The sequence below is a fragment of the Pseudomonas sp. N-137 genome (genome assembly GCF_034555295.1).
Taxonomy (GTDB): domain Bacteria; phylum Pseudomonadota; class Gammaproteobacteria; order Pseudomonadales; family Pseudomonadaceae; genus Aquipseudomonas; species Aquipseudomonas rhizophila.
This window is the reverse complement of the sequence record NZ_JAXUDQ010000007.1, coordinates 1-23,556: the sequence shown is the minus strand read 5'-3', so window position 1 is coordinate 23,556 and position 23,556 is coordinate 1. Positions and strand designations below refer to the sequence as shown.

At 62.2% G+C, this 23,556-nt stretch carries 18 protein-coding genes and 2 riboswitches; of the genes, 7 read left to right on the top strand and 11 right to left on the bottom strand.

The annotated features are described in order from the left end of the window. Nucleotides 1-59: 59 nt before the first annotated feature. From T3A99_RS06185 to T3A99_RS06175, 3 genes are all read right to left on the bottom strand, one after another. Nucleotides 60-923, bottom strand: a complete 864-nt coding sequence (locus tag T3A99_RS06185; RefSeq protein WP_047227886.1) for a LysR family transcriptional regulator — start codon at nt 921-923, stop codon at nt 60-62. 274 nt (nt 924-1,197) lie between these two features. Further along, nucleotides 1,198-1,515, bottom strand: coding sequence for an SCP2 sterol-binding domain-containing protein (locus T3A99_RS06180; protein ID WP_076384034.1), 318 nt, complete (start codon nt 1,513-1,515; stop codon nt 1,198-1,200). A gap of 51 nt (nt 1,516-1,566) precedes the next feature. Beyond that, a complete protein-coding gene (locus T3A99_RS06175; protein ID WP_047227818.1) occupies nt 1,567-2,277 on the bottom strand; it encodes a histidine phosphatase family protein in 711 nt (236 codons plus the stop codon). 229 nt (nt 2,278-2,506) lie between these two features. Between T3A99_RS06175 and sohB the strand changes: the two genes are divergently transcribed. Further along, entirely contained in the window at nt 2,507-3,538 is a 1,032-nt protein-coding gene (gene sohB, locus T3A99_RS06170; RefSeq protein WP_322834139.1) for a protease SohB, read from the top strand. Nucleotides 3,539-3,740: 202 nt separating this feature from the next. Here sohB and T3A99_RS06165 read toward each other — a convergent pair whose 3' ends face one another. The 4 genes from T3A99_RS06165 to metH all read right to left on the bottom strand — a co-directional run bounded on the left by T3A99_RS06165 (nt 3,741) and on the right by metH (nt 10,458). Further along, nucleotides 3,741-4,235: a DUF934 domain-containing protein gene (locus T3A99_RS06165; protein ID WP_047227820.1), complete on the bottom strand. Its 495-nt coding sequence runs from the start codon at nt 4,233-4,235 to the stop codon at nt 3,741-3,743. Next, on the bottom strand, nt 4,219-5,877 hold the full coding sequence (locus T3A99_RS06160) for a nitrite/sulfite reductase (protein WP_322834138.1): 1,659 nt from the start codon (nt 5,875-5,877) through the stop codon (nt 4,219-4,221). Before T3A99_RS06160 ends, T3A99_RS06165 begins: the two co-directional genes overlap by 17 nt. 538 nt (nt 5,878-6,415) lie before the next feature. Then, nucleotides 6,416-6,634 (bottom strand): DUF2970 domain-containing protein, encoded by a 219-nt coding sequence (locus tag T3A99_RS06155; protein WP_047227822.1) that lies wholly within the window; start codon nt 6,632-6,634, stop codon nt 6,416-6,418. 113 nt (nt 6,635-6,747) lie between these two features. Continuing rightward, nucleotides 6,748-10,458 (bottom strand): methionine synthase, encoded by a 3,711-nt coding sequence (metH, locus tag T3A99_RS06150; protein WP_047227823.1) that lies wholly within the window; start codon nt 10,456-10,458, stop codon nt 6,748-6,750. A 154-nt stretch (nt 10,459-10,612) separates the two neighbouring features. On the opposite strand from metH, the gene T3A99_RS06145 reads away from it, so the two are divergent. Together T3A99_RS06145 and nfuA are read left to right on the top strand one after the other, a co-directional pair. Beyond that, nucleotides 10,613-12,904 carry a fatty acid cis/trans isomerase gene (locus tag T3A99_RS06145; RefSeq protein ID WP_322834137.1) on the top strand — a complete coding sequence of 764 codons (2,292 nt, stop codon included), beginning with the start codon at nt 10,613-10,615 and terminating at the stop codon, nt 12,902-12,904. A 94-nt stretch (nt 12,905-12,998) separates the two neighbouring features. Next, nucleotides 12,999-13,583, top strand: a complete 585-nt coding sequence (nfuA, locus tag T3A99_RS06140; RefSeq protein ID WP_003182850.1) for a Fe-S biogenesis protein NfuA — start codon at nt 12,999-13,001, stop codon at nt 13,581-13,583. Nucleotides 13,584-13,775: 192 nt separating this feature from the next. Here the strand turns inward: nfuA and cobM are convergent, their stop codons facing one another. From cobM to T3A99_RS06120, 4 genes are all read right to left on the bottom strand, one after another. Next, nucleotides 13,776-14,522: a precorrin-4 C(11)-methyltransferase gene (gene cobM, locus T3A99_RS06135; RefSeq protein WP_047227825.1), complete on the bottom strand. Its 747-nt coding sequence runs from the start codon at nt 14,520-14,522 to the stop codon at nt 13,776-13,778. A gap of 75 nt (nt 14,523-14,597) precedes the next feature. Beyond that, nucleotides 14,598-15,002 (bottom strand): cobalamin biosynthesis protein, encoded by a 405-nt coding sequence (locus tag T3A99_RS06130; protein WP_322834136.1) that lies wholly within the window; start codon nt 15,000-15,002, stop codon nt 14,598-14,600. After that, nucleotides 14,999-15,694 carry a CbtA family protein gene (locus T3A99_RS06125; protein WP_322834135.1) on the bottom strand — a complete coding sequence of 232 codons (696 nt, stop codon included), beginning with the start codon at nt 15,692-15,694 and terminating at the stop codon, nt 14,999-15,001. Before T3A99_RS06125 ends, T3A99_RS06130 begins: the two co-directional genes overlap by 4 nt. A gap of 11 nt (nt 15,695-15,705) precedes the next feature. Next, nucleotides 15,706-15,894, bottom strand: coding sequence for a CbtB domain-containing protein (locus tag T3A99_RS06120; protein ID WP_047227828.1), 189 nt, complete (start codon nt 15,892-15,894; stop codon nt 15,706-15,708). Between the two features lie 101 nt (nt 15,895-15,995). Then, nucleotides 15,996-16,219: riboswitch (cobalamin riboswitch) on the bottom strand. Between the two features lie 200 nt (nt 16,220-16,419). Further along, a riboswitch (cobalamin riboswitch) is annotated at nt 16,420-16,634 on the top strand. Nucleotides 16,635-16,732: 98 nt separating this feature from the next. Between T3A99_RS06120 and cobW the strand changes: the two genes are divergently transcribed. From cobW to T3A99_RS06100, 4 genes are all read left to right on the top strand, one after another. Then, nucleotides 16,733-17,797: a cobalamin biosynthesis protein CobW gene (cobW, locus tag T3A99_RS06115; protein ID WP_047227829.1), complete on the top strand. Its 1,065-nt coding sequence runs from the start codon at nt 16,733-16,735 to the stop codon at nt 17,795-17,797. Nucleotides 17,798-17,800: 3 nt separating this feature from the next. Continuing rightward, nucleotides 17,801-21,562 (top strand): cobaltochelatase subunit CobN, encoded by a 3,762-nt coding sequence (cobN, locus tag T3A99_RS06110; protein WP_322834134.1) that lies wholly within the window; start codon nt 17,801-17,803, stop codon nt 21,560-21,562. 194 nt (nt 21,563-21,756) lie between these two features. Then, nucleotides 21,757-22,758, top strand: a complete 1,002-nt coding sequence (locus tag T3A99_RS06105) for an ATP-binding protein (protein WP_322834133.1) — start codon at nt 21,757-21,759, stop codon at nt 22,756-22,758. Nucleotides 22,759-22,811: 53 nt separating this feature from the next. Continuing rightward, the gene (locus T3A99_RS06100) at nt 22,812-23,435 is read left to right on the top strand and encodes a vWA domain-containing protein (RefSeq protein WP_409936844.1); all 624 of its coding nucleotides are present in this window, start codon (nt 22,812-22,814) and stop codon (nt 23,433-23,435) included. Nucleotides 23,436-23,556: the final 121 nt, after the last annotated feature.

Here is a 23,556-nt window from a genome sequence, read left to right as displayed (position 1 = left end):
GGGCCGGGCTGTCGGTGAGGAGCCCTCTGCTTGCAGGAGGGCTTTTTTCGGCAGACTCGTCAGGTCAGCGGGTCCCAGCGCTGGGACCAGTCGCTGCCGGTCGTGACGATCTGGCGCAGCACTTCGAACGCTTGCTGCAACGCCGCCGAATCCCGATCCCTGGAGTACACGAGGTAAGTCGGGTAGTTGAATTCCGGCGCCTTGGGCACCCGCTCCAGGATGCCGCTGTCCAGGTAGCTTTGCACCACTCGGGTCCGGAAGTAGCCGCTGCCGCCGTTCTCCAGGATGTACTGCAGGGCCAGGGGGCCGAGGTTGAAGGTCACAGCCGCCTTGGCCTTGTCCGGCAGCGCAGTGTCGTGCTGACGACGGAAGTCGGCACTCCAGTCGATGTACACGTAGGGCTCTGGACGGGTCGCCAGGCGCACCAGGATCAGTTTCTCTTCCAGCAACTGTTCCACTTGCAGCCTCGGCCAGTATTCGGGCTGATACACCACGGCGGCATCCAGCAGGCCCAGTTCCAGTTGTTGCAGCAGTTTTTCGCCATCGCGGATGTCCATGCGCAGGGCATGGCCGGGGATTTTATGGCGCAGTTCCTCGGCCCAGGCGAGCATCAAGGGGTTGCATAGACTGACCTCGCCACCGAGGTGCAAAACGTTGCGAAAGCCTTCGGGCAAGGGCAGGTCTCGGCGGGCCGCTTCCCAGGTCTGCACCAGTTGATTGGCATACACCACGAACGTTTCACCGTCGGCAGTCAGGCGCGCGCCGGCACGGTTGCGCACAAACAGCACGCAGCCAAGCTGGCTTTCAAGCTTCTGGACTCGCGCCGTGATAGCCGTCTGGGTGACGTGCAGCTTGTCGGCCGCGGCGGCGAGGCTGCCGTGGCGGACGATTTCCAGAAAGGTGCGGGCGAGGTCGATGTCCATGGTCAGGCCGATACGGGGAAAGCGGGGATTGTACGACACCTGCGAACTACCGCAGGGTCCTTTGCTGAATGTACCGGCGCTATCGCGAGCAGGCTCGCTCCCACAATTGCTCCGGGTGATGAGGATTGAGCGTCGCTCCAGATCCCCTGTGGGAGCGAGCCTGCTCGCGATAGCGATGGATCGGCCAGTGGAAATGCTCAAGTAAAAACACAAATCCCGCCACAGAGGCGGGATTCGTTTGCAGCCAGGGCGCCCGTAGAAAGGGCAAGCAGACTCAGGCCGGGAACAATTCGGACAGCTTCATCGACAGCATCATGTCGCCTTCGACGCGCAGCTTGCCGCCCATGAACGCTTGCATGCCGTCGGTATCGCCGCTGACGATGCCCTTGAGGGTTTCGCTGTCCATGATCAGCGTGCAGTTGGCGTTCTCATTTTCGCCTTCTTGCAGCTCACAGGTGCCATCCTTGACGATCAGGGCGTATTGCTTGTCTTCGTCGGTGATGTTGAAACCAAATACCAGGTCCAGGCCGGCAGCGGCGGCAGGGTTGAACTTGGCTTTCATGGCTTGTACGGCGTCGGCTACGGAGGTCATGGTTTCGATCCTTATTTGGGTTATACAGCAAGGGTCTACAGTGATCCGGACTCAGCGAAAGGTGATGAGGTCCGGGGCCTTCAGCAGTTGCAGGTGGGCATGACTGTTGAAGGAAGCCAGGGCCACCTCGCGGCCCCTGAATTTCAGGTGGTTGAGCGAGGTGTTGACGATTTGCCAGTTCAGTTCGAAGGCCTGCCGCGCAGGCATCTGGGTGATCAGGTGGAGCAGGGCGGTGATGGTCCCGCCGGAAGTGAACACGGCGATTTTCTGGGAATTGTCGGCTTGCTCCAGAATGCGCTGCAGGCCGGTCTGCACGCGTTCGACGAAACCCAGCCAGCTTTCCAGTTCGGGCGGGTCGTACTGGCCGCTGAGCCAGCGCTCGATGATCAACGCGAAGATGCGCTGGAACTCGGCGCGGTTCTGTGCGGCATTGCGCAGAATGTACAGGGCTTCGGGTTCCTGGGGCAGCATGTCCGGCAGCAGGGCGCGGATCACCGCGTCGGCATCGAACTCATTGAACGCCGAATCGATCTCCAGCCCGGGAACCGGCAGCCCGGCGGCGGACATCTGGCCCAGCGCACCGGTGGCGGTATCCTGCTGGCGACGCAGGTCGCCCGAGAGGCAGCGATCGAACACGACACCCAGTTCGGCCAGGTGGCTGCCCAGCACTTGCGCCTGGCGTACACCGTTTGGCGAAAGGACATCGTAGTCGTCCGCACCAAAGGAGGCCTGGCCATGTCGAATCAGATAGATACTGCCCACGTCCGCGTCATCCCGGTACGTTGAAGGTTTGGCGAGGTTATGAGGATGGCGGTGAGCTGTCAATGAAAAAACATACGCTTGTTTGAAATGCCTGTTACAGCCTTGTCCAGCTGCGCTCCCGTTAAGGTAACCACAGGTTTCACGGCTGGTCGTGGCGCAGGCGCATGGGTATGCTGAACGTGTTGAGTGCCCGCCCTTGAGCGGCGTTTTGAATTTATTAGGAGCCATCGTGGAGTTTTTCATCGAATACGCCAGTTTCCTGGCCAAGACCGTGACGCTGGTGATCGCCATCCTGGTGGTGCTGGCCAGTTTTGCTGCCCTGCGCAGCAAGGGCCGGCGCAAGTCTGCCGGCCAGTTGCAGGTGAGCAAACTCAACGACTTCTACAAGGGACTGCGTGAGCGCCTGGAGCAGACGCTGCTGGATAAAGACCAGCTCAAGGCCCTGCGCAAGACCGAAGGCAAGGCTGAAAAGGCCGCCAAGAAACACAAGGACAAGCCGGCGGCCAAGCCTCGGGTATTCGTGCTGGATTTTGACGGTGACATCAAAGCCTCGGCCACCGAGAGCCTTCGTCATGAAATCACCGCATTGCTGACCCTGGCGACCCCGAAGGATGAAGTGGTGTTGCGCCTGGAAAGCGGTGGCGGCATGGTCCACAGCTACGGTCTGGCCTCCTCGCAACTGGCCCGGATCCGTCAGGCCGGCGTGCCGCTGACGGTGTGCATCGACAAGGTCGCGGCCAGTGGCGGCTACATGATGGCGTGCATCGGCGAGAAGATCATCAGCGCGCCTTTTGCCATTCTTGGCTCCATCGGCGTCGTGGCCCAGTTGCCAAACGTCAACCGTCTCCTGAAGAAGCACGACATCGATTTTGAAGTGCTGACGGCCGGTGAATACAAGCGCACGTTGACGGTGTTTGGCGAAAACACCGAGAAGGGTCGGGAGAAGTTCCAGGAAGACCTGGACATCACCCATGAGTTGTTCAAGAACTTCGTGTCCAACTACCGTCCGCAACTGGCCATTGATGAAGTGGCGACTGGCGAAGTCTGGCTGGGCGTCGCAGCATTGGACAAGCGCCTGGTGGACGAGCTGAAAACCAGCGATGAATACCTGGCCGAACGAGCCAAGAGTGCCGAGCTGTACCACTTGCACTACGCCGAGCGCAAAAGTTTGCAGGAGCGTATTGGCATGGCGGCCAGTGGTTCGGTGGACCGGGTGCTGCTCAGTTGGTGGAGCCGCCTGACCCAGCACTGGTTCTGGTAACGGCTAACACTGTGGGAGCGAGCCTGCTCGCGATGACGGTGGTTCATCCAGCATCACCTGCTCAGGCGAGCCGCTATCGCGAGCAGGCTCGCTCCCACATTGGGTTCAGGGTGGGCTGAAGATCAGGTTCCGCACCAATCATCCATCCATAAAAAAGCCCTGAACCGGAACACCCGGATCAGGGCTTTTTTTGTATCAGGTTTCAGCGACGACGAAACAACGGCAACGGTTCGTCAGTGGCAGCCTGGTAGGTCACCGAGAAATCCTTGAGGCTTTCGAGGGCTTCAAAGGGGTCCTTGTCGGCGCGCAAGGCAAAGGCGTCGAAACCGCAACGGCGCATGTAGAACAGTTGGTCGCGCAGCACATCGCCAATCGCCCGCAATTCGCCCTTGAAGCCATAACGCTCACGCAGCAGGCGAGCGTTGGAGTAGCTGCGACCGTCGGTGAAGGCCGGGAAGTTCAGGGCGATGACCTGGAACTGATTGGCGTCATCACCGATTTCCTCCGCCTCTTCGTCGGCGTCCAGCCACACACCCAGGCCGCCATCGCGGGCCTTGAGGGCGTGAGCATGATCGCGCCACAGGGCCAGGGGCACGATCAGGTCGTCGCAGTTGGAAATACCATCGAGGGTCGCGTCCTTGGGCAGCAGGTGCCAGGTTTCGTCGATAACCTCGTCGTTCTTAATTATTCGCTGCATAGACGCGTTCCTTGAAGGGGTCGATGCCGATACGTTGATAAGTGTCGATGAAACGCTCGTCTTCGGTACGTTGTTCGATGTAAACGTCGATCAGCTTCTCGATCACGTCAGGCATGTCGTCCTGGGCAAACGATGGGCCGAGGATCTTGCCCAGGCTGGCGTCGCGGCTACCGCTGCCGCCCAGGGAGACCTGGTAGAACTCCTCGCCTTTCTTGTCCACGCCCAGGATGCCGATGTGGCCGACGTGGTGGTGACCACAGGCGTTCATGCAACCGGAAATGTTCAGGTCCAGCTCGCCGATGTCGAACAGGTAGTCCAGGTCGTCGAAACGACGCTGGATCGACTCGGCGATAGGGATCGACTTGGCGTTGGCCAGGGAGCAGAAATCGCCGCCCGGGCAGCAGATTATGTCGGTCAGCAGGCCGATGTTCGGCGTGGCGAACCCTTGCTCGCGCAACTCGCCCCACAGGGTGAACAACTGGCTCTGTTCAACGTCCGCCAGGATGATGTTCTGTTCGTGGGAGGTGCGCAGTTGACCGAAGCTGTAGCGCTCAGCCAGATCGGCCACGGCGTCCAGCTGCTTGTCGGTGATGTCGCCCGGCGCGACGCCGGTCGGCTTCAGGGACAGGGTCACCGCGACGTAGCCCGGCTTCTTGTGGGCCAGGGTGTTGCGGGTGCGCCAGCGGGCGAAGCCCGGATGTTCTTTGTCGAGCGCGGCCAGCTCGGCGTCCTGGTTGCTCAGGGCCTTGTAGTCCGGGTCGACGAAATGCTTGGCTACGCGATGGACTTCGGCTTCGGTCAGGGTGGTCTGGCCGCCGCGCAGGTGAGCCATTTCGGCCTCGACCTTTTCGGCGAACACTTCTGGCGTAAGAGCCTTGACCAGGATCTTGATCCGCGCCTTGTACTTGTTGTCACGACGGCCGTAGCGGTTGTACACCCGCAGGATGGCGTCGAGGTAGCTCAGCAGGTCCTGCCATGGCAAGAACTCGTTGATGAACGCGCCGACCACCGGCGTACGGCCCAGGCCGCCGCCCACCAGCACACGGAAGCCCAGCTCGCCCGCGGCGTTGTAGACCGTCTCCAGGCCGATGTCGTGGACTTCAATGGCCGCACGGTCCGAGGTCGAGCCATTGATGGCGATCTTGAACTTGCGCGGCAGGTAGGCGAATTCCGGGTGGAAGGTGGTCCACTGGCGAACGATCTCGCACCAGGGGCGCGGGTCGATCAACTCATCGGCCGCGACACCGGCGAACTGGTCGGTGGTGACGTTGCGCAGGCAGTTGCCGCTGGTCTGGATCGCGTGCATCTGCACGGTGGCCAGTTCAGCCAGGATCTGGGGCACATCTTCCAGGGCGGGCCAGTTGTACTGGACGTTCTGGCGGGTACTGATGTGGGCATAGCCTTTGTCGTAGTCGCGGGCAATCTTGGCCAGCATGCGCACCTGACGCGAGGTCAGTTGGCCATAGGGCACCGCTACGCGCAGCATCGGGGCGAAGCGCTGGATATACAGGCCATTCTGCAAACGCAGAGGGCGGAATTCTTCTTCGCTCAGCTCGCCTGCCAGATAGCGTCGGGTCTGATCACGGAACTGCTTGACGCGGTCCTCGATGATCCGCTGATCGTACTCGTCATATACGTACATATAAGTCTCGTTCTCAGGCTTGGGCCGATCAGAAACAGCTGCGTGTTGGCTCGCTGGAATCGGATTCTGCCTCGGCAATTCTGCGCGCACGGCCGCGCACTCCTACAGGAGCCGGTGCAAGATACCTGTTTTGAGTTATGCGCAAAAGTGATGTTTGAGTATATGTAAAGAACCAAATCGACTAATGGGATTGATTATTGCCTAACCCACATTTGTCGTGCGGGCAATCATCGTCTTAACTGTGGTCGAGTCCCTATGCAATCACCTACAAAACCGACAAGAGGCGATGCAATGAGCAATCCGACCAAAGCAAGGAAAAGCGACAGTACTGTTGATGCCTGGGCCATTTTGTTCCTGATTATCCTGGTGGTGGGCACCGCGGTGTTCTGGGTCAGTCACCAATAGAGTGGTGGTGAAAAAACTGTGGGAGCGAGCCTGCTCGCGATAGTGGTGGTTCAGTCAATCATGAAGTGACTGACAAACCGCTATCGCGAGCAGGCTCGCTCCCACAGGGGGGTTACGTGTGTCGTAGACAGATTTACAACCCCGCCAGATGCACCACCAGCTTGACGATGCCAAACAGTGTCAGGGCGAAGATCACCGTGAAGGCGATGCCCAATACCACGAAGTGACTCGGCTTGCCGTGGGTGAAGTCACGGGCGCGATTCTTGCCGCTCTGCACGCCGAAGGCGGCAGCCAGCACACTGTGCACCATCTGCCACAGGGTCGGCGGCTTGTTGTCGATCGGATCGTCCATAAATCCCTCGTCTGCCATGGGTTTGGAACAAGCATAGACAAAAGATCGCAACCTGCGGCAGCCCCTACAGCAATACACAAAACCCTGTAGGAGCCTGCGATCCTTTAAGGCTCTTAGTTGTCGTAACCCAAATTCGGCGCCAACCAGCGCTCAGTCACGCTCAAGTCCTGGCCTTTGCGCGCGGTATAGCTCTGGACCTGATCCTTGTCGATCTTGCCCACGGCGAAGTATTGCGCCTGGGGATGGGCGAAATACCAGCCGCTGACGGCTGCCGCCGGGAACATGGCGTAATGCTCGGTGAGGAATACGCCGCTGCGTCCAGCCTTCAGTTCGCTGGCCTCGGGGTCGAGCAGGCGGAACAAGGTGGCCTTTTCGGTGTGATCCGGGCAGGCCGGGTAACCGGGGGCAGGGCGGATGCCGGTGTATTGCTCCTTGATCAGGGCGTCGTTGTCCAGGCTTTCGTCCTTGGCGTAACCCCAATGTTCCTTGCGCACCTGCTGGTGCAGCCATTCGGCGCAGGCCTCGGCCAAGCGGTCGGCCAGGGCCTTGACCATGATCGAGTTGTAGTCGTCGCCGGCTTCCTGGTAGGCCTTGGCGACTTCTTCGGCGCCGATGCCGGCGGTGGTGATGAAGCCGCCCACGTAGTCGGTCACACCGCTGTCCTTGGGCGCGACGAAGTCGGCCAGGGAGAAGTTCGGCTTGCCATCGGTCTTGATGATCTGCTGGCGCAGGTGATGCAGGCGGGCCAGTGGCTTGCCATCCTCGCCATAGACTTCCAGATCGTCGTCATGCACCTGGTTGGCCGGCCAGAAGCCGAACACGGCGCGGGCGCTGATGAGTTTCTCGTCGATGAGCTTGCGCAGCATCGCCCGGGCATCGGCGTACAGGGCAGTAGCCGCTTCCCCGACCACTTCGTCGGTGAGGATGCGCGGGTACTTGCCGGCCAGGTCCCAGGAAATGAAGAACGGTGTCCAGTCGATGTATTCGGCCAGGACGTTGAGGTCAATGTTGTCCAGCACCTTGGCGCCGGTAAAGGTCGGCTTGACCGGCTGGTAGCTGCTCCAGTCGAACTGCGGTTTTTTCGCCACGGCGGCCGGGTAGCTCAGGCGTTCGGTACGGGCGCTGCGGTTGGCGGTGCGCTCGCGAACGTCGATGTACTCCAGGCGGGTTTTCTCGACGAATGCCGGCTTGAGTTCCTTGGACAGCAACTGGGTGGCCACGCCCACGGCGCGCGAGGCGTCGGTGACGTAGATCACCGCGTCGTTGCTGTACTTGGGTTCGATCTTCACTGCCGTGTGGGCCTTGGAGGTCGTGGCGCCACCGATCATCAGGGGCAGGTGGAAATCCTGGCGCTGCATCTCGCGGGCCACATGCACCATCTCGTCCAGGGACGGAGTGATCAGGCCGGACAGCCCGATGATGTCGCACTTCTGCTCCTTGGCCACCTGCAGGATCTTCTCTGCCGGCACCATCACGCCCAGGTCGACCACGTCATAGCCGTTGCAACCGAGCACCACGCCGACGATATTCTTGCCGATGTCGTGGACGTCGCCCTTGACCGTGGCCATGAGGATCTTGCCCTTGGCTTCTGGCTTGTCGCCTTTTTCCGCCTCGATGAATGGAATCAGGTGGGCCACGGCCTGCTTCATCACCCGGGCGGACTTCACCACTTGGGGCAGGAACATTTTGCCGGCGCCGAACAGGTCGCCGACGATGTTCATGCCGGCCATCAACGGGCCTTCGATGACTTCGATCGGCCGGGCGAACGACAGCCGCGATTCCTCGGTGTCTTCGACGATGTGCGTGGTGATGCCCTTGACCAGCGCGTGTTCCAGGCGCTTGTTCACTTCCCAGCCACGCCACTCTTCGGTTTCCGCTTCCTTGACGCTGCCGTCGCCCTTGTACTTGTCGGCGATGGCGAGCAGGGCGTCGGTGCCTTCAGGCGTGCGGTTGAGGATCACGTCTTCCACCGCGTCGCGCAGTTCCACCGGGATCTGGTCGTAGATCTCCAGTTGGCCGGCGTTGACGATGCCCATGGTCAGGCCCGAGCGGATTGCATAGAGCAGGAACACCGAATGAATCGCCTCGCGCACCGGGTTGTTGCCCCGGAACGAGAAGGACACGTTGGACACGCCACCCGAGGTCAGCGCATAAGGCAGTTCGTCGCGGATGTAGGCGCAGGCGTTGATGAAATCCACGGCATAGTTGTTGTGCTCTTCGATACCGGTGGCGACGGCGAAGATGTTCGGGTCAAAGATGATGTCTTCCGGCGGGAAGCCGACTTCATTGACCAGGATGTCGTAGGAGCGCTTGCAGATTTCCTTCTTGCGCGCTTCGGTATCGGCCTGGCCAGCTTCGTCGAAGGCCATCACCACCACGGCGGCGCCGTAGCGTTTGCACAACTTGGCGTGATGGATGAACTGCTCGACGCCTTCCTTCATGCTGATGGAGTTGACGATGCCCTTGCCCTGGATGCACTTGAGGCCCGCTTCGATCACTTCCCACTTGGAGGAGTCGATCATGATCGGCACGCGGGAAATATCCGGTTCGCCGGCAATCAGATTGAGGAAGGTCACCATGGCCTTCTTCGAATCGAGCATGCCCTCGTCCATGTTGATGTCGATCACCTGGGCGCCGGCCTCGACCTGCTGCAGGGCCACTTCCAGGGCTTCGGTGTAGTTGTCTTCGCGGATAAGGCGGGCGAACTTGGCAGAGCCGGTGATGTTGGTCCGCTCACCGACGTTGACGAACAAGGAGCTGCGATCGATGGTGAACGGTTCCAGGCCCGACAGGCGGCAAGCCCGCGGGATCTCCGGAATCTGGCGCGGTGCGTAGCCGGCCACGGCCTTGGCGATGGCTTCGATGTGCGCCGGGGTGGTGCCACAGCAGCCGCCGACGATGTTCAGGAAGCCGCTTTGGGCAAACTCTTCGATGACTTTGGCGGTGTCCACCGGCAGTTCGTCGTATTCACCGAATTCATTGGGCAGACCGGCGTTCGGGTGCGCCGATACGTGGGTGCTGGCCTTGTTCGACAGTTCTTCGAGGTACGGGCGCAGTTCGCTGGCACCGAGGGCGCAGTTCAACCCAACGGAAATCGGCTTGGCGTGGGCGACGGAGTTCCAGAAGGCTTCCGTGGTCTGGCCGGACAGGGTGCGGCCGGACGCGTCGGTGATGGTGCCGGAGATCATGATCGGCAGTTCGACGCCTAATTCCTCATACACCCCTTGCACGGCGAAAATCGCTGCCTTGGCATTGAGCGTGTCGAAAATGGTTTCGATGAGGATCAGGTCGGCGCCGCCTTCGATCAGGCCCTTGGTGGCCTCGGTGTAATTCTCCACCAGTTCGTCGAAGGTCACGTTGCGGTAGCCGGGGTTGTTCACGTCTGGCGACAGCGAGCAGGTACGGCTGGTCGGGCCCAGCACGCCGGCTACGAAGCGCGGCTTGTCCGGTGTTTCCAGGGTCTTGGCGTCGGCGACCTTGCGGGCCAGGCGCGCGCCTTCCAGGTTCAGCTCGTAGGCCAGGCCCTGCATGCCGTAGTCGGCCTGGGACACCTGGGTGGCGTTGAAGGTGTTGGTTTCCAGAATGTCGGCACCGGCATCCAGGTAGGCTTTTTCGATGGCGCCGATCACATCCGGACGGCTCAGGACCAACAAATCATTGTTGCCCTTGACGTCGCTCGGCCAGTCGGCGAAACGCTTGCCACGATAGTCCTGTTCCTCAAGCTTGTAGCTCTGGATCATCGTACCCATGCCGCCGTCGAGGATCAGAATGCGTTCCTTGAGGGCCTGCTGGAGAAGATAAAGGCGAGCGCTGCGATCGGACATAGGACTACCTGGAAAAAGACCATTACGAAGGCGGGGATGATAGCAAACCTGTACAGGATTTGATCATGGGTGGCTTTTGCATGAATCCTGCTCATGTTTGCATCGCGATGGCGGCCCGGTAGAATCGCCGGATTATCTCTTAGGGACCCGAGACATGCCGTACCGCGTCTTATTCGGCAGTCTGTTGCTGCTGTTGTCTTTTTACTCAGTGGCAAAGGATCCCGCCCCGGCGATTTCCTACACTCGCGATATCCAGCCGATCTTCACGGAAAAATGCGTCGCCTGCCACGCCTGCTATGACTCTGCGTGCCAATTGAACCTGGGCAGTGGCGAAGGCGTGTCCCGGGGCGCGAGCAAGCTGCCAGTCTATGACGGTGAACGACGCCAGGCTGCCGAACCCACCCGTTTGTTCTATGACGCCTCCGGCCAGCGGGCCTGGCAGCGCAAAGGCTTCTATTCCGTGCTGGATGCTCAAGGCAGTCAGGCCGCGCTGATGGCGCAGATGCTCGAACTGGGCCACAACACACCGTTGCAGCCCAACGCCAAGCTGCCCCAGGACATCGTGCTTGGGCTTGAGCGTGACAACAGCTGCCCGATGCCGGGGCAATTCGACGAGTACGCCGCCGCGCATCCCAAGGAAGGCATGCCTCTGGCGGTCACTGGCCTGACCGACCAGCAATATCAGACCTTGCAGCGCTGGCTGGCCGCGGGTGCACCCATCGATCAGCAAGCGCTGGCGCCGAGCGCCGCCGAAGCGTTGCAGGTGGTGCAGTGGGAAAACCTGCTCAACGCCCCCGGCGCCCGGGAAAGCCTAGTGGGCCGGTGGTTGTTTGAGCACTGGTTTCTGGCGCACATCTATTTCAAGGATGGCGAGCCGGGGCATTTCTTCCAGTGGGTACGTTCGCGCACGCCTACCGGCCAGCCAATCGATCTGATCAACACCCGCCGCCCGAACGATGACCCAGGCACCCGTGTGTATTACCGGCTCTGGCCGGTACAAGGGGTGATCGTGCACAAGACCCACATCACCTACGGGTTGAGCGCGGCGAAAATGGCGCGGATCAAGAGCCTGTTCTACAGCGGCAGATGGCAGGTCACTGCGTTGCCAGGGTACGGCCCGGAGCGCCGGGCCAACCCGTTTTCCACCTTCGAGGCGATCCCGGCCCAGGCCCGCTATCAGTTCATGCTCGATAACGCCGAGTATTTCGTGCGCACATTTATCCGCGGCCCGGTTTGCCGGGGCCAGATCGCCACGGACGTGATTCGCGACAACTTCTGGGCGTTGTTCCAGGCCCCGGAACATGATCTGTACATCACCGACCCCAATTACCGCGGCCAGGCCACGCCGTTGCTGGCGATGCCGGGGCAGAATGACGACGTGGGCAGCGTCCTGAGCCTGTGGCTGGACTACCGGGACAAGCGCAACGAGTACGAAGCCTTGCGTCGCGACAACTACGCCGACCTGCCTGCGCCCAGTTGGTCGACGCTGTGGGCCGGCAACGACAATGCCTTGCTGAGCATTTTCCGGCATTTCGACAGTGCTTCGGTCACCAAGGGCCTGATTGGCGAGGTGCCGCAGACGATGTGGCTGTTCGACTTTCCATTGCTGGAGCGCACTTATTATCAGTTGGCGGTGAACTTCGACGTGTTCGGCAACGTGTCCCACCAGGCCCAGACGCGACTGTATTTCGACCTGATTCGCAACGGTGCGGAGCAGAACTTCCTGCGCCTGATGCCAGCCGATTCCCGCGAGGACTACCTCAACGATTGGTATCAGTCGGGCGGAAAATTCAAGATGTGGCTCGATTACGAGGCCATCGACGACGATAAACCCACCGCGCTCAAGCTTGACGAAGATGATCCCAAGCGCGATTTCGTCCAGCAATTGCTGGTTCGTTATGGCGACTTGAACGCGCGGCCCGATCCGATCAACCGGTGTAATGGCGCCTATTGCTCGCGTCCGAACATTGATCCGGCCTTACAGAACGCCGAACAGGCCCTCAGTCGCCTGTCTTCCCGACCGGCGGCGGGCCTGAGCGTCATCAACCAGTTGCCGGAAGCGACCATGTTGCGCGTCGAAACCGTCAGCGGTCGCCGTGAGGTCTACAGCCTGCTGCGCAACCGCGCCCACAGTAACGTGGCATTTTTGCTCGGCGAGGCGCTGCGATACCAACCGGGGCTGGACACCTTGACGGTCTATCCGGGCGTGCTGAGCAGCTATCCGAACTTCATCTTCAACATCCCCGCCGAGCAAGTGCCGGCCTTTGTCGACGCCATGGAGGGCGCCCGGGACGGGCAGGCGTTCGAGCGGATTGTCGAGCGCTGGGGCATTCGGCGTAGTCACCCGCAGTTCTGGCAGTACTTCCATGACCTGAGCCACTACCTGCAGGAGACGCAGCCGCTGGAAAGTGGGGTGCTGGACATGAATCGCTACCAGAACCTCTGACCAGGATATTCGAGTGCTTTCCTGACAAAAATACTAGGACTTTGTCCGGCGCGATGATTGGCGTAAACTGCCGACAAGCCTGCGAGGAGTTTCCATGACCGCCATTACCATTACCGATGCCGCCCACGATTACCTGGCCGACCTGCTGTCCAAGCAGAACACCCCAGGTATCGGGATCCGCATCTTCATCACCCAGCCCGGCACCCAGTACGCTGAAACCTGCATTGCCTACTGCAAGCCGGGGGAAGAGAAACCTGAAGACACCGCGCTGGGGCTCAAGAGCTTCACCGCGTACATCGACTCGTTCAGCGAAGCGTTCCTGGACGACGCGGTGGTCGACTATGCCACCGACCGCATGGGCGGCCAGTTGACCATCAAGGCGCCGAACGCCAAGGTGCCGATGGTCAATGCCGACAGCCCGGTCAACGAGCGCATCAATTATTACCTGCAAACCGAAATCAACCCGGGGCTGGCCAGCCACGGCGGCCAGGTATCGCTGATCGACGTGGTGGAAGACGGCATCGCCGTGCTCCAGTTCGGCGGCGGTTGCCAGGGCTGCGGCCAGGCCGACGTGACCTTGAAGGAAGGCATCGAGCGCACCTTGCTCGAGCGTATCCCGGAGCTCAAGGGCGTGCGCGACGTGACCGACCACACGCAGAAAGAAAACGCCTACTACTGATAGGTGTTCGCTGCGGATAGAAAAAACGGCGCCCGTGAGCGCCGTTTTTTTATGGGTGGATCCGACATCCGCGCAAGCTGATCCACCGCTATCGCGAGCAGGCTCGCTCCCACATTGGGGCCGCGGTGACGTTCGATTTTTTTAATCGCCGCAAATCCCTGTGGGAGCAAGCTCGCTCTTAAAGTTGTATTTTCAGGGCCTGTAGAGATGCGCGTGCCCGGCGCGGTAGAGCGACGACTCACTGAACACATCATTACCCAGCACGCGTCCCACCAAGATCAGCGCCGTGCGTCGAAAGCCCTTGGCCTGGACCTTTTCGGCAATGTCAGCCAGCGTACCCACCACCCAATCCTGATCCGGCCATGTCGCCCGGTGAATCACTGCGATCGGACAATCCGCGCCGTAGTGGGGCAGCAGTTCGCTGACGATTTTTTCCAGATGATTGACGCCCAAATGAATCGCCATGCTCGCCCCGTGCTGCGCCAGGCTGCCCAGTTCTTCGCCGGCGGGCATCACGGTTTTGTCTGCGTAGCGGGTGAGGATCAGGCTTTGGGACACGTCCGGCAAGGTCAGTTCGGCGCCCAGCAGGGCGGCGCAGGCGGAGGTCGCGGTCACGCCGGGGATGATCTCGAACGGGATGTCCAGTTCCCGCAGGCACCGAATCTGCTCGCCAATGGCGCCATACAGGCTCGGGTCGCCGGAGTGCACCCTGGCCACGTCCTGGCCCTTGAAGTGAGCGGCCTTGATCAGCTCGATAATCTGCTCCAGGTGCAGTTCGGCGCTGTTGACCACCTGTTCGGCGCTGTGGCCTTCCAGCACGGCTGTGGGCACCAGGGAGCCGGCGTAGATGATCAGCGCGCAGCTGCGGATCAGTCGCTGGCCTTTGACAGTGATCAGTTCCGGGTCGCCAGGGCCGGCGCCAATGAAATATACGGTCATGACCGGTTCCTAAAGGTGAGTCGGCGACCCTTTGAATGAAGATCGCTCATGATCCAGGGCGCGAATTATCGGGTTTTACGACGTCACCGCCAATGCCAGTGTGGCGCTTGGGGTCTTTTGGCGAGGAATCAACAGCGTCGCAGGTGTCGCGCCCAACCGGTCGGCCAGGGCCAGGGCAGCGCTTTCGGCGATGCCATAGCAACCGGTGCGTTCAAAAGCGATCTCGGAGCGGTGACTGAGCCGCTCCTGGTAGCTGGACAATTGCTCGGCATTGAAACAGGTCAGCGGCAACTCCAGTTGCTCGGCCAGCTCCAGCAGGCCCGGCTCGTCACGCTTGAGGTCGATACTGGCCAAGGCGCGAACCTCAGAGAGCTCGATGCCGTGTGCCCGCAAAGTCTGATCAAGCAGTTCTCGCAGCGTGCTGGCCGGGCAGCCGCGTTGACAGCCCAGGCCGACCACCAGGATCGGCCCGGTGCTCATGCGTCGTGCTGAGCCTGGTCGCCACGCCGGAACAACCATGCGCTGACCAGGCCCAAGGCCAGCCAGAACGCGACGTTGGTCACTTGCGAGGCGAGCTTGAACTGGCTTTCAAGTGCTTCGGGCGCCAGCATCGAGTGGACCTCAGGCTGCGGCGCACCGATAACATGGGGCACCAGCAAGGTCGCCACGCCCAACAGTTTGAGCAACCAATGCCTGCCGAAGACAATCAGGGCGATACCTACCGCAGTGGAGGCCGCCGTGCCGATCCACCACATCTGCCGTTGGGCCAGATCGGCCGCCGCCGTACCAGGCAGCTCCGGTGGCAGGCCGAGGGTGGGGGCCAGGACAAACGTGGCATAACCGGCCAAACCCCAAAGCAATCCCTGGGACGTGCGAGTCGGCGCCCGCAGGGTGTACAAGCCCGCCAACATCAGGGCGAAACCCACCGCGACTACCAGATTGCCGCCGGTGGTGGAGAGCAGTCGTTGCCAACCGTCTTCCGGCTCCCACGCTTGGGCATCATGGGAGTGAACGGCCCCAGCGGCGTGCTCATGGTGCTCGGTAGTCGGTGCGCTTTCGTAGGTTTCGGCCTGCAGAATCAGCGGCGATACCCAGAAACTCTGGAGGAGGGTTAGCAGCAGGGCGGCCAGCAACCCGCTGAAACCGGCGGTTTGCGCGATACGCTTGATCATGTCGTCAGGTCTCAATGGCACGGGAATGCGGCGCTGTGGCGGGTGTCGTGGGCCGCGTTGTGCACCGCTTCGATGTGGGAGAAACCGGCGAAATAGACCAGGCCTGCACCGAGGATCGAGGCGAAAATCGCCGCGCTCAGGCGCTGGCTCAGGGTCGTGGAGCTGCTGGCGGTACGGGCGGTGCTGCTGATGGTCGACATGGCGCTTCCCTATGGTCTCTTGTCATCGGGTGAAGCGAGCGCAATGAAACCCCGGGCGCAGGCCCGCCAAGGTTCGAACAGCGCCCGCCCACCGCGGGTTTGTTGATGCATGAGTCATGGGCCGGTCTCCGGGCTCGCGAGGGGCAGGGCTTGTGCCTGGCCGACAAGCGTCACCTTCCCATACCGTGAGGCACAGTGGATCTGACGCTTCTCTCGCTTACCGTTGCGGGGGCAGCACCGGACTGACGTGGCCTTGAAGTAAAGCACACGATTCACCGGTTTCCCGTTTCACCCTGTGAAGGGCACCCGTAACTAGGCGCACAGGAGAGCATGGGCGGGGGCGGGGCGTCAATTGGCTGATACCCGTTGCGCCCATCGCGAGCAGACTCGCTCCCATAGTTGAGCTTTGTTGAACATGAATTTTGTGATCGGCGAAATTTACTGTGGGAGCGAGCCTGCTCGCGATAGGGCCCGCAAGACACCACAGAACTCACCTGCGAACATTGACCCGCCCCCACACCCTGCGTAGCCTTGCGCCTTCGAGGTTCTTCGGCATTGGCCGAAGCTAAGAAGGGAACGCGGTCCAAGCCGCGGCTGCCCCCGCAACTGTGAACGGTGATGTTTCTGCAAGGCCACTGTGCATGCTCTTGACCAAGGGTGCACGGGAAGGCGCAGTCACTGCCAGTCGAATGACTGGCCCGCCGTCAGCCAGGAGACCTGCCTCGACACAGATTCTCACTACAACCGGGCGGGGTGATCCGGTGGCGAAATCTTCCGCGTGCGCCCATGCGTGCGGGTTGTCGTCCCGTTTGCCCGCCACCTTGCCAAAGGGCATCCGATGAAAACACTGGCCAAACTCCCTGTCACCATCGTCACCGGCTTCCTCGGCTCGGGTAAAACCACCTTGCTGCGGCACATGCTCGACAACGCCCAGGGCCGCCGCATCGCCGTGATCGTCAATGAGTTCGGCGAGCTGGGTATCGACGGCGAGATCCTCAAGCAGTGCTCGATCGGCTGCACCGAAGAAGAAGCCAACGGTCGCGTCTATGAACTGGCCAACGGTTGCCTGTGCTGCACCGTGCAGGAAGAGTTTTTCCCGGTGATGCGCGAGTTGGTGGCGCGGCGCGGTGACCTCGATCACATCCTTATCGAAACCTCGGGCCTGGCCCTGCCCAAACCGCTGGTCCAGGCTTTCCAGTGGCCGGAAATCCGCAGCGCCTGCACCGTCGATGCGGTCATCACCGTGGTCGACAGCCCGGCCGTGGCCGCCGGCACGTTCGCCGCGTTTCCGGACCAGGTCGATGCCCAGCGCAAACTTGACCCCAACCTGGACCACGAATCACCGCTGCACGAGCTGTTCGCCGATCAACTGGCGAGCGCCGACCTGGTGATCCTCAACAAAGCCGACCTGATCAGCCCTGAAGACCTGGCCAAGGTGCGCCTGGAAGTGGCCGAAGAACTGCCGCCGGCGGTCAAGGTCATCGAAGCCAGCAGCGGCCGCTTGCCTTTGGAAGTGTTGATCGGCCTGGGCGCCGGCTCCGAGGAGCACATCGACAGCCGCCACAGCCATCACGATCATCACCATGACGGCGACGATGACGACCATGATCATGACGCGTTCGACTCCATTTCCATCGAACTGCCCCAGGCCGACGAAAGCCTGCTGCTGGACGCGCTGACCCAGCTGGTGGTCCAGCACGGCGTGCTACGGGTCAAGGGGTTCGCGGCCATTCCTGGCAAGCCGATGCGTTTGCTGATCCAGGGCGTGGGCACGCGCTTCGACAAACATTTCGACCGGCAGTGGGGCGCCGATGAAGCGCGGGTGACCCGTCTGGTGCTGATCGGCCAGGCGCTGGATGCCGGGCTGCTCGAAGCGCAATTGCGCGCCGCCCTCAGCGTCTAAGCCATGCACCTGCTCAGGACCCAGCCCGGCGGTTTCGTGTCGGACGACAACATTGCCGATCTCGGACAAACCCCCGCCGAGCTGGTGATCCTGTGCAGCGGCGACTCCAGCCTGGCGCTGCTGGCCGAAGCGGCGCGGCAGTTGCCGGACGACTATCCGCAGTTTCGCCTCGCCAACCCGATGCAGGTGCAAAACCACGCCTCGGTGGATCTGTATTTCGACGACGTGTTGCGTCACGCCAAGGTCATCCTGCTTTCCCTGCATGGCGGCATCGGTTATTGGCGCTACGGCATTGAACGTCTTATGGAACTGGCCGAGCGCGGGGTGAAGCTGATCCTGGTGCCGGGGGACGATCGACCCGACCCGGAACTCAGCGACCTGAGCAACGTGCCCAATGAGGATCGGGACCGGCTCTGGCAGTTCCTGCGCCAAGGCGGTTTGGGCAATGCCCTGGACCTGTTCCATAACCTGGCCAGCCAATGGTTCGGTCGCGACTATCCTTGGGGCGAACCGCAAACCCTGCCGCGCACGGCGATCTACCATCCGGAACGAACCAACGCCAGCCTGAGTGATTGGCAAAGCGACTGGCGGGCCGGGCAGCCGGTGGCGGCGGTGCTGTTTTATCGCTCCCACCTGCAAGCAGCGAACACGGCGTTCATCGACGTGTTTTGCCAGCGTCTGCAAGCGGCGGGGCTCAATCCCTTGCCCATTGCCGTGGCGAGCCTCAAGGAGCCCGCTTGCCTGGCCTTGGTTGAAGACTGGCTGGATGAGGTGGCGGCGGGGGTGATCCTCAACACCACCGGTTTCGCCCAATCGAGCCCCGAAGCGCCGCACTTGCGACCATTTCGCCGCAACATCCCGGTGATTCAGGCGATCTGCGCCCAGGACAACGAGCCTGGCTGGCGCGCCAGTGAGCAGGGTCTGGGCTCGCGGGACCTGGCGATGCACATTGCCCTGCCGGAACTGGACGGGCGGATCATCAGTCGCCCCATCAGTTTCAAGGACCTGGCCTGGCGCAGCGAGCGCAGCCAGAGCGATGTGGTCTGCTACCGGGCCGTGCCCGAGCGCATGGATTTTGTCGCTGAGCTGGCGTGGCGCTGGACTACCCTGGCGTGCCTGCCCAACTCGCAAAAGCGCGTGGCGCTGATCCTCGCCAACTACCCGACCCGGGATGGGCGCATCGGTAACGGCGTCGGCCTGGACACCCCGGCGGCGGCAGTGAATATCCTGCGGGCCTTGGAGGCCGAGGGCTATCCGCTGCCGGCTGAACTGCCTGCGAGCGGCACCGCGCTGATCCAGCAGTTGCTCGGCGGGGTAAGCAACGACCTGGACAGTCTTGACCAGCGGCCCTGTCACCAGAGCCTGGCGCTGGATGCTTACCGGGCCATGTTCGACGCATTGCCCGAGGCCAATCGCCAGGCGGTGCTGGAGCGCTGGGGCGCGCCCGAACAGGACCCGATGTTCCGCGATGGCCGGCTGATGATCGCGGGTGTGCGCCTGGGCCTGACGTTCGTCGGCATCCAGCCGGCTCGAGGCTATCAGGTCGATCCGAGCGCCGTGTACCACGACCCGGACCTGGTGCCGCCCCATGGCTACCTGGCGTTTTATTTCTGGCTGCGCAACACCTACGGGGTCCACGCGCTGATTCATGTCGGCAAGCACGGCAATCTCGAATGGCTGCCGGGCAAGGGCGTCGGGCTGTCGGAAAACTGCTGGCCGGATGCGCTGCTGGGACCGTTGCCGAACATTTATCCGTTCATCGTCAATGACCCCGGCGAGGGCGCCCAGGCCAAGCGTCGCACCCAGGCCGTGATTATCGATCACTTGATGCCGCCGCTGACCCGGGCCGAAACCTATGGGCCGCTGCGTAACCTTGAGCTGTTGGCTGACGAATACTACGAAGCGCAACTGCTCGACCCACGCCGCGCCCGGGAACTGCAGCGAGACATTCTGAATCTGGTGCGCGAGACCCACATCGACCGCGAGTTGCAACTGGACGGCGACGCTGACGTGGCAATCTGGCTGCCGCGCCTGGACACTTACCTGTGCGATCTGAAGGAGTCGCAGATCCGCGACGGCCTGCACATTTTTGGCGAGTCGCCCACACAACGGTTGCGCATCGACACCTTGCTGGCGTTGCTGCGCATTCCCCGGGGGGATGGCAAGGGCGCGCAGTCGAGTTTGCTGCGGGCCCTGGCCAAGGCCTTTGCACTGGGTTTCGATCCGCTGGATTGTGCGCTGGCCGAACCCTGGACCGGCGCTTGTCCCGAAGCCTTGCGTCGGCTCAGCGACGAACCTTGGCGGACCGCTGGCGATACTCGTGAACGTTTGGAATTGTTCGCCGGGCAATTGATCGAGCAGGCCCTGGAGGGCGTGGTCGCGCAACTTGAGGCGCCGGGTTGGGAAACGGTGAACAGCATTATTGAAAACCTGCGCGGCGTCGTGGCTCCGCGTCTGGACGCTTGCGGTCCGGCGGAAATGCGCGGTTTGCTCGATGCCTTGAGCGGGCGCTTCGTGCCGGCCGGCCCCAGCGGTGCGCCCAGTCGCGGGCGCCTGGATGTGCTGCCCACCGGGCGCAACTTCTTCTCGGTGGACGTGCGCAACCTGCCGACTACCACCGCGTGGCGCATCGGTTTTCAGTCGGCGTCCCTGATCCTTGAGCGGCACTTGCAGGACCACGGCGATCACCTGCGTCAATTGGGGCTTTCGGTGTGGGGCACCGCCACCATGCGCACCGGCGGTGACGACATTGCCCAGGCCATGGCGTTGATGGGCGTGCGTCCGGTGTGGGCCACGGGCAGCCAGCGAGTCGACGATTTCGAGATCCTGCCGTTGAGTCTGCTGGACCGGCCTCGGGTCGATGTCACGCTGCGGGTCTCCGGGTTCTTCCGGGACGCCTTTGCCAATCTGATCCGCCTGTTCGATGCAGCGGTGCAGGCCGTCGCCGCCCTCGACGAACCGGACGACATGAACCCCTTGGCGGCGAAGGTGCGCAGCGAGCGCCAGGCCCTGTTGGAATCGGGCCTTGACCCTGAGGTCGCGGCCCGTCAGGCCGGGTGGCGGATCTTCGGCGCCAAGCCCGGCGCCTACGGCGCGGGTGTGCAGGGCGCCATCGACGGCCGCCTGTGGCAGAGCCGCGAAGACCTGGCGCAGGTCTACCTGAATTGGGGTGGCTACGCCTACGGCGCCGGCGATGAAGGCACTGCCGCCCGGGAGCAGTTCTCCCGGCGCCTTAGCCAGGTGCAGGCGGTGTTGCAGAACCAGGACAACCGCGAACACGACCTGCTCGACTCCAACGATTACTACCAATTCCAGGGCGGCATGCTGGCGGCGGTGGAGACCCTTGGCGGCGCAACGGCGGCCAGTTACCACGGCGACCACAGCCAGCCGGACTTGCCCAAGATCCGCACGTTGAAAGAAGAGCTCAACCGCGTCATTCGTTCCCGGGCGGCCAATCCGAAGTGGATCGACGGGATCAAGCGCCACGGCTATAAAGGTGCGTTTGAACTGGCGGCGACGGTGGACAACCTGTTCGCCTTCGACGCCACCACGCAGTTGATCGACGATCACCAGTACGCCTTGCTGGCCGAGGCTTATCTGCTCGACCCGGACACTCGCGATTTCGTCCGCCAGCACAACCCCGATGCCTTGCGCGACATGACCGAGCGCATGCTCGAAGCGCAGCAGCGCGGAATGTGGCAGGAGCCCGGGGAGTATCGAGAGGCGCTGGAGAACTTGTTGTTGGACATAGAAGAAGACAGCTGACTTGCCCATTCGACGGGCTATACACAACCCCTGTGATGGGTTGACCTGTGGTGAGGGGGTTTATCCCCGCTGGGCTGCGAAGCGACCCTCTTGTCCACATTGGGAGGCCTGCTTTGCAGTCCAACGGGGATAAATCCCCTCGCCACAAGTACTCTGTTCACATCGACGTTACCGACCACCTTTGAGAGTTCAACATGACCGACACCCCTCATTTCCCGCTCTGCGCCGTGGTCGGGGCCGATGACCTGAAACTGGCCCTGTGCCTGGCTGCGATCGATCCGAAAATCGGCGGTGTGCTCATCGAAGGCCCACGGGGCATGGCGAAGTCTACGCTGGCCCGGGGGCTGGCGGACCTGTTGGCCAGCGGTCAGTTCGTCACCTTGCCTTTGGGCGCCACTGAAGAGCGGCTGGTGGGCACCCTGGATCTGGACGCGGCCCTGGGGGAGGGGCGCGCGCAGTTCTCTCCCGGCGTTTTGGCCAAGGCCGACGCCGGGGTGTTGTATGTCGATGAAGTGAACCTGCTGCCCGACCACCTGGTGGACCTGTTGCTGGACGTGGCCGCCAGCGGCACCAACCTGATCGAGCGTGACGGCATCTCACACCGGCATTCGGCGCGTTTTGTATTGATCGGCACCATGAACCCGGAAGAGGGTGAATTGCGTCCGCAGTTGCTCGACCGTTTCGGCCTGAACGTGGCGCTGGACGGCCACACCGCACCGCTTGAGCGCGGGCAGATTATTCGTCGGCGGCTGGATTTCGACAGTGATCCGGCGGCGTTCTGCGCGGAATGGGAACCGACCCAGCGGCAGTTGCGCGAACGCTGCCAACAGGCTCGCGACCGGTTGATGCAGATTCCTCTGGATGACCAGGCGCTGGCGCAGATCACCGAGCGTTGTTTTGCCGCTGGGGTCGATGGCTTGCGCGCGGACCTGGTCTGGCTGCGGGCCGCCCGCGCCCATGCTGCGTGGCGCGGGGCGGATGCCATTGCCGTTGAGGACATTGATGCGGTCGCAGAGTTTGCATTGCGTCATCGCAGGCGCGAGCCTTCGGCCCCTGCGCCGTCCCAGGCGCCGCCAGCCACCGCCGATCAAACCGCCAGGCCTGACGAAGGCCAGGGCCAGTGGGGTGACCTGCCGGCCCGGGCATTGCCCACCGGCACTCGGCGTGACGTGCCGAGCTGGCCAAAAAAGCCCTAGGCATTCGCCCCCGTTCGCCCGCGGGGGTGAATGCCAGACCCCGTGCGGGACGGTTGGACCAGGGGCGCCAGGGCCGCAGCAAAGCGGCGGCCAGCGGGGCGGTGAACTGGCCAGGCACCTTGCTCGCTGGCCGTCCACGCCTGCGTGAAGACCTGCGTTTTCAGCAACGCCATCGTTCGCCCCATGAACTGTGGCTGGTCATCGTCGACGCCTCGGCCTCGACTCGTCGTCATCAAGCCTTGAGCGATGGCAAAGGCCTGCTGGCGCAACTGTTCGATGACGCCTACCGCCAACGCGCCCGGCTGGCCTTGCTGACGGCCAGCGGCAGCGCACCAGCCTGGCAGGTGCAAGGGCTCAAGGCCTCGGCCGGGCTACGGGACTGGCTCGACGGCCTGGGCGCCGGCGGCGGCACGCCGTTGCTGGCGGCGCTGAACGAGGCCGGACGCTGGTTGACGGCCCGGCGCAAGCGCTACCCGACCGAGCAACAGCGGGTGTTGCTGATGACCGATGGGCGAGTCAAACAGCAGCTGACACTGCCGCCCCTTGATTGCCCAAGCCTGTTGATCGACATCGAACGCGGACCGATTCGCCTGGGCCGGGGCCGGCAATTGGCGGGGCAGTTGGGGGCGCAGTATCGGCATATTGATGAAGGACTACCGGGCTCGGATGTTCGCTGACTGACATGGCCTTATCGCGAGCAGGCTGAACTGGTCAAGTAATTCTGGACACCAGTTAAGGTTTCACGCCGCCAGTTTCTCCATGGCTACCGGCGACCGGTAGTCGTTGTAGCTATGGAGC

Coding starts and splice junctions, on each gene's coding strand:
- cobM (WP_047227825.1), bottom strand. CDS start 14,522: ATGACCGTATATTTCATTGGCGCCGGCCCTGGCGACCCGGAACTGATC.
- T3A99_RS06160 (WP_322834138.1), bottom strand. CDS start 5,877: ATGTACGTATATGACGAGTACGATCAGCGGATCATCGAGGACCGCGTC.
- cobW (WP_047227829.1), top strand. CDS start 16,733: ATGAAAACACTGGCCAAACTCCCTGTCACCATCGTCACCGGCTTCCTC.
- T3A99_RS06165 (WP_047227820.1), bottom strand. CDS start 4,235: ATGCAGCGAATAATTAAGAACGACGAGGTTATCGACGAAACCTGGCAC.
- T3A99_RS06125 (WP_322834135.1), bottom strand. CDS start 15,694: ATGATCAAGCGTATCGCGCAAACCGCCGGTTTCAGCGGGTTGCTGGCC.
- nfuA (WP_003182850.1), top strand. CDS start 12,999: ATGACCGCCATTACCATTACCGATGCCGCCCACGATTACCTGGCCGAC.
- T3A99_RS06130 (WP_322834136.1), bottom strand. CDS start 15,002: ATGAGCACCGGGCCGATCCTGGTGGTCGGCCTGGGCTGTCAACGCGGC.
- T3A99_RS06120 (WP_047227828.1), bottom strand. CDS start 15,894: ATGTCGACCATCAGCAGCACCGCCCGTACCGCCAGCAGCTCCACGACC.
- metH (WP_047227823.1), bottom strand. CDS start 10,458: ATGTCCGATCGCAGCGCTCGCCTTTATCTTCTCCAGCAGGCCCTCAAG.
- cobN (WP_322834134.1), top strand. CDS start 17,801: ATGCACCTGCTCAGGACCCAGCCCGGCGGTTTCGTGTCGGACGACAAC.
- T3A99_RS06180 (WP_076384034.1), bottom strand. CDS start 1,515: ATGACCTCCGTAGCCGACGCCGTACAAGCCATGAAAGCCAAGTTCAAC.
- T3A99_RS06105 (WP_322834133.1), top strand. CDS start 21,757: ATGACCGACACCCCTCATTTCCCGCTCTGCGCCGTGGTCGGGGCCGAT.
- T3A99_RS06155 (WP_047227822.1), bottom strand. CDS start 6,634: ATGGACGATCCGATCGACAACAAGCCGCCGACCCTGTGGCAGATGGTG.
- T3A99_RS06145 (WP_322834137.1), top strand. CDS start 10,613: ATGCCGTACCGCGTCTTATTCGGCAGTCTGTTGCTGCTGTTGTCTTTT.
- T3A99_RS06185 (WP_047227886.1), bottom strand. CDS start 923: ATGGACATCGACCTCGCCCGCACCTTTCTGGAAATCGTCCGCCACGGC.